8 protein-coding genes and 1 pseudogene are annotated in these 7,862 nt (G+C 39.6%); 3 read left to right on the top strand and 6 right to left on the bottom strand.

Translation table 11 applies throughout. The annotated features are described in order from the left end of the window. The 5 genes and pseudogenes from EDC17_RS16150 to EDC17_RS16165 all read right to left on the bottom strand — a co-directional run. A pseudogene (locus EDC17_RS16150) lies at positions 1-261 on the bottom strand (IS5/IS1182 family transposase); the annotation flags it as partial. Further along, entirely contained in the window at positions 222-911 is a 690-nt protein-coding gene (locus tag EDC17_RS16155) for a hypothetical protein (RefSeq protein WP_132779212.1), read from the bottom strand. The pseudogene EDC17_RS16150 and the gene EDC17_RS16155, both read right to left, overlap by 40 nt. Before the next feature lie 142 nt (positions 912-1,053). Further along, complete coding sequence (locus tag EDC17_RS16935; RefSeq protein ID WP_165894452.1) at positions 1,054-1,212, bottom strand: hypothetical protein; 159 nt, start codon at positions 1,210-1,212, stop codon at positions 1,054-1,056. Positions 1,213-1,381: 169 nt separating this feature from the next. Further along, positions 1,382-1,945 carry a Crp/Fnr family transcriptional regulator gene (locus EDC17_RS16160; RefSeq protein WP_132779214.1) on the bottom strand — a complete coding sequence of 188 codons (564 nt, stop codon included), beginning with the start codon at positions 1,943-1,945 and terminating at the stop codon, positions 1,382-1,384. After that, positions 1,936-2,682 carry a UDP-2,3-diacylglucosamine diphosphatase gene (locus EDC17_RS16165; RefSeq protein WP_132779216.1) on the bottom strand — a complete coding sequence of 249 codons (747 nt, stop codon included), beginning with the start codon at positions 2,680-2,682 and terminating at the stop codon, positions 1,936-1,938. Before EDC17_RS16165 ends, EDC17_RS16160 begins: the two co-directional genes overlap by 10 nt. A gap of 92 nt (positions 2,683-2,774) precedes the next feature. On the opposite strand from EDC17_RS16165, the gene EDC17_RS16170 reads away from it, so the two are divergent. After that, positions 2,775-4,922 carry a prolyl oligopeptidase family serine peptidase gene (locus EDC17_RS16170; RefSeq protein ID WP_132779218.1) on the top strand — a complete coding sequence of 716 codons (2,148 nt, stop codon included), beginning with the start codon at positions 2,775-2,777 and terminating at the stop codon, positions 4,920-4,922. A gap of 194 nt (positions 4,923-5,116) precedes the next feature. Here the strand turns inward: EDC17_RS16170 and EDC17_RS16175 are convergent, their stop codons facing one another. Further along, positions 5,117-6,064: an IS110 family RNA-guided transposase gene (locus EDC17_RS16175; RefSeq protein ID WP_132779220.1), complete on the bottom strand. Its 948-nt coding sequence runs from the start codon at positions 6,062-6,064 to the stop codon at positions 5,117-5,119. A gap of 288 nt (positions 6,065-6,352) precedes the next feature. Here EDC17_RS16175 and EDC17_RS16180 point away from each other — a divergent pair, with 288 nt between their 5' ends. Next, positions 6,353-6,928 carry a Crp/Fnr family transcriptional regulator gene (locus tag EDC17_RS16180; protein WP_165894453.1) on the top strand — a complete coding sequence of 192 codons (576 nt, stop codon included), beginning with the start codon at positions 6,353-6,355 and terminating at the stop codon, positions 6,926-6,928. 74 nt (positions 6,929-7,002) lie between these two features. Beyond that, positions 7,003-7,713, top strand: coding sequence for a pirin family protein (locus EDC17_RS16185; RefSeq protein WP_132779224.1), 711 nt, complete (start codon positions 7,003-7,005; stop codon positions 7,711-7,713). The last annotated feature ends 149 nt before the right edge of the window (positions 7,714-7,862 follow it).

The raw sequence follows: 7,862 nt of genomic DNA on the forward strand, positions 1-7,862 counted from the left end.
GTATTTGGTGTAGGTCTGAATAAAGCCTGATTTTGTTTTTTTATGAACTTTTCCAATTGATTTCATTTGCTGACCCATTGGACAGATCAGCACCTCCAGTTCTTTGTTGTAAAATAATCTGTCAGAGCTAAATGGCTTTTTATGGTTATACGACTCCTGTTGTTGTTTATCGAACATGCCATACTTCACATAGGCTTGTGTACCCAGACTTTCTAAGAGCTCTAAGTTTTCTTGGGAACCATATCCTGCATCGGCAACCAAGGTTTTAGGGGCTGCACCATAGGATTCAATAGTTTTATTGACGCATTTTGTCTTGTCTGTGTAAATGAGCCCTCCGACACCTGTTGGATTAAACCTTGATAGGTGGTGCCTACTTTTATTTTAGTAGTTACCAATGTAAACTTATGTCTTAAGGTCACTTTAAGGTTGTTGTTTCCTGCAGTAACTTTTTGCATATGTCTGAAATAGAGAAGTTGACCACTTTCATTATTTATAGTAGCAGTACTTAATTTGTTCTGACCTACCATAGTAGGGATTTCACTCGTGTTTCGGGAATATCCTATAAAAGTATATGTCTTGCCTCCATCTAGTGCAAAACCTGCTGTGCTAGATTCTTGACCTGCTGTATATATCTTATGTCCATTAGGAATTAAATTATCTCCTTCATATACTAAAATGCCATATTTGACACCAGGCGTAATTGGCAAAGTTTCTTTTGCAGCCAATTTATTTGAAGAATTCAACTTTGTTTTAACCGGACCTTCCTTATCTTCTTCCAAAGTAATGTAGGCTGATAGGTTGGGATTGATTGGTACTTCAATGACGTTTGGCATCTTTGCCGCCGGCTGCGCGCTTGCGATTGTATTGGATGCTACATCTTCCGTCTCACTACCTATGCATACGAGTTGCACATTTAGTGTCGCTGGGCCTTGGATAGTATCGTCGAATGTTTCTTTTTCACACGAAAAGCATTAATCCCAAGCATACCATACAAAGGTTTAGTGCTTTAGAAAAAATGATAGTATTAAATGATTTCATAGTGGTAAATGTGAATTATTCCCAGGTAAAATTATGATTAACGTCTTGACCAACTTCCCATTCTGTAGTAACAGAATCGGATGATTGAGGACCAGTGATAGCTGAACCAACAGCAAAAGTTTCTTCTATAAATATAGGATGTGCAAGCACTAATGGTGAAATATACTTTTTCATGGATGTGATGTAACACCACAAAGTTATATCAAAACCTAGCGCTAATACTATGTGAAGAGGAAGCACATCAAGGGTTGTAGTGGGCGTTTTACAAATTGTTATGCAGGTTTATAAAATGTTTCTATGCAAAATATTATTAACCTAATATACAGTGAATTGTAACAAGATATTACTGGATATTTGCCCTAATTCGAGAAAGTGTAACTTGGGTAACTCCCAGATAGGATGCGATATAGCCAAGTTTTATTCGATGCAGAAGTTTGGGTGCTTTTAGTAGAAGATCTTCGTAACGCTCAGCCGCTGATTTGAAAAGACTTTGCATAAGTCTTTCCTCGATTTTGAGTGTTTCCATCTCCGCGAGTTTGCGTCCCCAATTGGCAATAGGTAAGGAGGAAGTATACAATAGTTGAAGTTTTTCGATTGGGATGCGATATACCCAACAATTTTCTAAAGCATCTACTATTTCATAGGTGGGTAGCGCATGCACATAACTATTGAGAGGTAAAATAATATCTCCGGGAAAGCAAAAGTCCAATACGACCTCTTTATATTCTTTGGGGTAGTAAATTCTGCAAATCCCCTCTTCCAGAAAGTAGATGTATCGATTGACCTGCTGTTGCTGAATAAGAATTTCCGATTTGGCAAGCTGAATACGCTCGGCTAGGGCTGTGATCTGTTCTATTTGATCATCAGCCAACGGGAAAATAGAATGGAGCCCGTCTCTTAATTCCATTTTTCTAGACTTAATTTTTCTCCATCCCAAACGGCGTAGGTTCGATGGTTAATCCATTCACCAAGATTGACGATCTGGGTACCTCCCTGCAAAGTGATATCATAGGGTACATGACGATGTCCGTATATGATATAATCGTAGTACTGTTGTTGCAATAGCGTCTTGCTATACACTATAAGCCATTCTTTATCTTCACCTAAGAATGTTTCGGGAGAATTGTTAGAGATACGGCTGTGCTTTGACCATCGGGTAGCTATGCCAATACCTAGATTGGGATGTAATCGAGCAAACAACCACTGGCAGAATGAACTTCGGAAAATTTTCTTTAGGAATTTATATTTCGCATCACCTGGACCGAGTCCATCGCCGTGATGTAAATAAAAAGTTTTTCCGTAAAGGTTAAGGATAAGTTCGTTGTCAATAATCCGTGCGTTCAATTCTTTTTTCAAATAACCGAACATCCACATGTCGTGATTGCCTTTGAAAAAAGTTAATTGGATTCCCAGATCCGCTAATTCTGCTAATTTGCCCAAAAAGCGGATATAACCTTTCGGCACTACGGTTGCGTATTCAAACCAAAAATCAAAAATATCACCTACAAGATAAATTTCGGCGGCGTCTTTTTTTACATGATCTAGCCATTGTACGATGATTTTTTCGCGTTCTGCGGATTTCTCCAACGGAAAAGCTCCTAAGTGGAAGTCCGAAGCGAAGTATATCTTGTTTCTTGTTTGCATACGGCGTAAAATTACCAAAATAGCTATTGTAAACAAACAGCTTATTGGAAACTCGTTATATTTAGTAGATTTGTTATTATAAATGATAAATTATGAATAAAAATTTAACATTACTATTGATGACGATAGCTGTAGTCGGCTGTCAATCACAGAATAAAATAGAAGCAGTGAAAGAAATTACCCTCCACCCGTATCCACAAACCGAAAAACTAGATCACAAGGACACTTATTTTGGTGTAGAAGTAGCAGATCCCTACCGTTGGTTGGAAGATGATTTGTCGGACAAAACCAAAGCTTGGGTGACGGCACAAAATGACGTGACGCAAGACTATCTCAAGCAGATTCCATTTCGCAATGCGATCAAGGATAGGTTAGAGAAGCTGTGGAATTTTGAGAAATTCTCCGCACCATTTGAAGAAGGAGATTATATCTATTGGTATAAAAATGATGGGTTGCAAAATCAAGCCGTATTGTATCGCAAAAAAGGTGAGAATGGGAAGGAGGAAATTTTCCTCGATCCAAATAAATTCTCCACCGACGGAACCACATCCTTGGCGGGCATTTCGTTCAGCAAAGACGGCTCTTTGGTCGCTTACCAACTTTCTGAAGGTGGTTCGGATTGGCGCAAAGTCGTGGTGTTGAATGCAGCGGACAAGTCCACAATAGGCGATACATTGATTGATGTCAAATTCTCGGGCCTGGCATGGCAGGGTAATGAAGGTTTTTACTATAGTTCATACGAAAAGCCCAAAGCTGGTTCTACGTTGTCCGCGATGACTGATGTCCACAAATTGTATTTTCATAAATTAAACACACCCCAAAAAGACGATCAGTTGATATTTGGTGGGGAGCAATTGAAACGTCGCTATATCGGAGCAGGCCTGACAGAAGACGAAAGGTTTTTGATCGTGTCCGCGGCAAACACGACTTCAGGTAATGAGTTGTGGATTAAAGATACAAGCAATCCAACTTCCAAATTTGTAGCTGTAGTACCTAATATGGATAAGAATCATTATATCTTGGATAATGATGGTGATAAATTATTTATCTATACCGAACTCAATGCGCCAAATGGCCGAATAGTTACGGTAGATTATAAAAATCCTACTACCGAGAATTGGGCAGATTTAATTCCTGAAACAGATAATGTATTGAGTCCTTCCACTGGTGGAGGTAAAATTTTTGCTTCATATCTCAAAGATGCGACTTCATTGGTTAAGCAATTTGATCGTAATGGTAAATTGGAGCGTGAAATAGAATTGCCAGGGGTGGGTACAGCTTCTGGTTTTGGTGCTAAGAAAGATGATAAATCGCTTTACTACTCCTTTACTTCATACATTCATCCCAGCACGATTTATAAATATGATATCACATCGGGAAAATCTGAGGTCTATAAAAAATCTGGCGCTCAATTTAATCCAGAACAATATGAGTCCAAGCAAATTTTCTATACTTCCAAAGATGGAACAAAGGTCCCTATGATTATTACACATAAAAAAGGTGTAAAACTAGATGGTACTAATCCGACAATGCTGTATGCGTATGGCGGTTTCAATATTAGTTTGACGCCAGCATTTAGCTTGGCACATGTTATATTGTTGGAACAAGGGGGAGTATATGCTGTGGCTAATTTGCGCGGTGGCGGTGAGTATGGAGAAAATTGGCATCTATCAGGAACCAAGCTGAAAAAACAAAATGTATTTGATGACTTTATTGCAGCGGCAGAATATCTTATCAACGAGAAGTATACTTCATCTGAAAAATTAGCTATTGCTGGCGGTTCGAATGGTGGTCTTTTGGTCGGCGCGGTCATGACTCAGCGTCCAGAATTATTTAAAGTAGCCTATCCAGCAGTAGGGGTTTTGGATATGTTGCGCTACCACAAATTCACGGCTGGTGCAGGATGGGCATTTGACTACGGTACCGCGGATGACAGCAAAGAGATGTTTGAATATTTGTACAAATATTCTCCATATCACGCTTTGAAACCAGAAATCAACTATCCGGCGACGATGGTTACTACTGCGGATCATGATGACCGTGTAGTACCTGCACACTCCTTCAAATTTGCTGCACGATTGCAAGAATATCACAAGGGAAGCAATCCGGTATTGATCCGTATCGATACGAAAGCCGGTCACGGTGCAGGTAAATCTACCGCGATGCAGATAGCTGAAAATGCGGATAGATGGGCATTTATGTTCCAGAATATGGGTGTTGGCTATACAGAGATTAAATAATGTTTTAATAGAGGTTGTCTAAAATGTAAGTATATTCGTCATTTCAACGAGGAATGAGGCGAAATTCAAAGTAGCATCAAAATGTTCGAGATTGAGAATGTTTTGTATTTGCACTATTCGATTTCTCCCTACAGTCGAAATGAACTGTGTTTAACTCCAAATAAAATTTAAAATTTTTCCAAATAATATTTTGTTCAGACAAGCTGTACCGTGTACGGCTTGCCTGATTTTGCTATAGCGAAGGCTTGCTTGATCAGCTTGTTTACAGCTGCTATCAGAGCCACCCTATAAGGTTTCCCTTTAGTCCTCAGTCTATCGTATAATTCTTTACAATCCTTATTGCAACGTATTGCAGAAGTAGCAGCCATATACAACACTTTTCTCATTTGCCCCATTCCCATTTTGCAGATATGGCCTTTTCCTTTCACACTTGTGCCTGATTCATATATCCTTGGTGCCAGTCCGAAATAAGATGTCACCTGCTTATAGTTCTCGAACATCCCAAAGCCATCCGTGGCGATAATGAGCATGGAGGTACTCCTTGGTCCTATGCCTGGTATGCTCCTAAGGTTAGCGCCCATTTCTGCATAGTTTTGCTGTATCAATTCTGCAATCTGGCGCTCTTTATCCTTAATCCTTTTATCATGGCTTTCCACTTCCTCCTTTATTTCATTGTATAATAGCTCTTCTATTGTGCCTGCTGCCTCAAATGCATGCAGCTGGTTGGATAACATCTGCCTTCGTTGTTTTAATCCTTCAAGGTAGCTCTCTAGGTTGCCGATAGCCTGGATTGCCACAGTGGGCGGTTCCCATAACTTTGGTCCAGTCATTTTTGCAAACTCTGCTATAACCATAGCATCTTTCTGATCTGTCTTTGCCCGGGACATTCGCATCTGTGCAAACCGGCGTATCACCAAGGGGTTTACGACCGAAACGCGTATTCCCGAATCATGTACAAATCTTGCCAGCTGGAAATAATAAGGTCCTGTGGCTTCCATCGCGACATAGGTATCCAAAATATGCGGAAGCATATCCATAAAGCCTTTTATGTCGTTTGTAAACCTGCTTTTGAAAGCTATTTTGCCTTCTTTTAATACTACAATGTCAAAATAATCCTTTGAACAATCGATACCTGTTACCATATTTGTATTGAATAGTGGATCACAGCAGTTCTTATCGTGACTTATCAATCGTAAAAACAGGCTCTACAGGCCTAATGAACTGTTCAAGTTCGCAATAAGAATGAGAGAGGGGGACTAACATTTCGAAGGGTCTCTTGGACCAATGACAAGTAAAAGTCTTAATCCCTCTCTCTGCTGCTGGATCTGTTAACCAAACAAAATTAAATTCTGATAGATCATTTCCAACTAATTATTTACAAACTTACGATGACGCTATGCGTTTTTTTAAACATTTTAGACAACTTTTTTATGGTCGAAAAATTATTACAGCATATAGACAGTATTGTTCCGATTACCGAAGACGAAGGTGAAATCATTCGTGAACTAGTCAAAGAGAAAGAAATTCCACGCAAAAAATTCTTGCATCAAGCAGGCGAAGTGGCATCTAATTCTGCTTTTGTCGTAGAAGGTTGTTTACGCTCGTACACAATAGATCGTGATGGTTTTGAGCATATCTTGCAGTTCGCTCCGGAGAATTGGTGGATATCGGACATGCATTCTTTAGTCAAAAATAATCCTAGCGAACTGAATATTGATGCGCTATTGGATACCAAAGTGCTGGTGATGAGCCGTTCTTGCCAGATATCTATTTTTGATCGTATTCCTAAGTTAGAGCGTTATTTTCGAATCCTTACCGAAAATGCACTTGCCGCAAGTAATCAGCGCACGATCAATTATTTGAGTCTTCCAGCCAAACTGCGCTATGAGAATTTTTGTGATATGTATCCTACCTTAATCCATGCGATTCCACAAAAATCCATAGCTTCTTATATCGGTATCACTCCCGAATTTTTAAGTAAGTTGAGAGCCGAACGGGTCAAGTAAATTCTTAATATAGGTTAAGAAATGTGCTACTTGCAGGCATTAACTTTGTGGTATAAACAAACATGGAGGAAGAAATGAAAACAATAATTCATAAAGCAGATAGTAGAGGATATGCCAATCATGGTTGGTTAAAAAGTTATCATACTTTTAGTTTCGCAGGATACCATGATCCTTCGCGTATGCATTTTGGTGCTTTGCGTGTATTGAATGATGATTATGTAGAAGGTGGTAATGGCTTTGGTCGCCATCCGCATGCAAATATGGAAATCATATCCATTCCTTTGGAGGGAAAACTTGCTCATGGAGATAGTATGGGCAATAATGGTACGATCGAGGCTAATGAAATCCAAGTGATGAGTGCTGGTATAGGAGTTACGCATAGCGAATTCAATGGCAGTGATACCGACCCGGTGAAATTTTTACAAATCTGGCTTTTTCCAAAAACAGAAAATGTAACTCCGCGCTATGATCAAATTAGAGTAGATCCTGCGGATAGGAAAAATAGATTGCAACAAGTTATTTCACCAAATCCTGATGACGAGGGTACTTGGATTCACCAAGATGCTTGGTTTCATTTGTCGGATCTGGACGAAGGAAAATCGGTAACCTATTCTCTGAAAGGAGAGGGCACGGGTGTCTATATATTTCTGTTGGAAGGTGAATTGGAAGTAGCGGGAGAAAAATTAAACAGAAGAGATGCTATAGGTATCACCGATGTTAAAGATATCACATTGTCTGCACAGCAGGATGCTTCTGTGTTGATTATGGAAGTACCGATGTTTTAATCTGCTGGTTTTAATTATACGCAAAAGCCTAGATGTTTTCTTCTAGGCTTTTGCTTTTTGTGTGCCCAGCATGTGCAATAACTCTAGGGTGTAAGTCCCGAACACGCCTTTACAGTGGGAAGTGTTAGCTTAGGACAAGGGTGTCCACC

It is taken from the genome of Sphingobacterium alimentarium, assembly GCF_004342685.1.
GTDB classification, from domain to species: Bacteria; Bacteroidota; Bacteroidia; order Sphingobacteriales; family Sphingobacteriaceae; genus Sphingobacterium; species Sphingobacterium alimentarium.

Excerpts from the sequence above, each read along its gene's own strand:
- EDC17_RS16165 (WP_132779216.1), bottom strand. The coding sequence starts at position 2,682 with ATGCAAACAAGAAACAAGATATACTTCGCTTCGGACTTCCACTTAGGA.
- EDC17_RS16185 (WP_132779224.1), top strand. The coding sequence starts at position 7,003 with ATGAAAACAATAATTCATAAAGCAGATAGTAGAGGATATGCCAATCAT.
- EDC17_RS16935 (WP_165894452.1), bottom strand. The coding sequence starts at position 1,212 with ATGAAAAAGTATATTTCACCATTAGTGCTTGCACATCCTATATTTATA.
- EDC17_RS16160 (WP_132779214.1), bottom strand. The coding sequence starts at position 1,945 with ATGGAATTAAGAGACGGGCTCCATTCTATTTTCCCGTTGGCTGATGAT.
- EDC17_RS16170 (WP_132779218.1), top strand. The coding sequence starts at position 2,775 with ATGAATAAAAATTTAACATTACTATTGATGACGATAGCTGTAGTCGGC.
- EDC17_RS16175 (WP_132779220.1), bottom strand. The coding sequence starts at position 6,064 with ATGGTAACAGGTATCGATTGTTCAAAGGATTATTTTGACATTGTAGTA.
- EDC17_RS16180 (WP_165894453.1), top strand. The coding sequence starts at position 6,353 with ATGGTCGAAAAATTATTACAGCATATAGACAGTATTGTTCCGATTACC.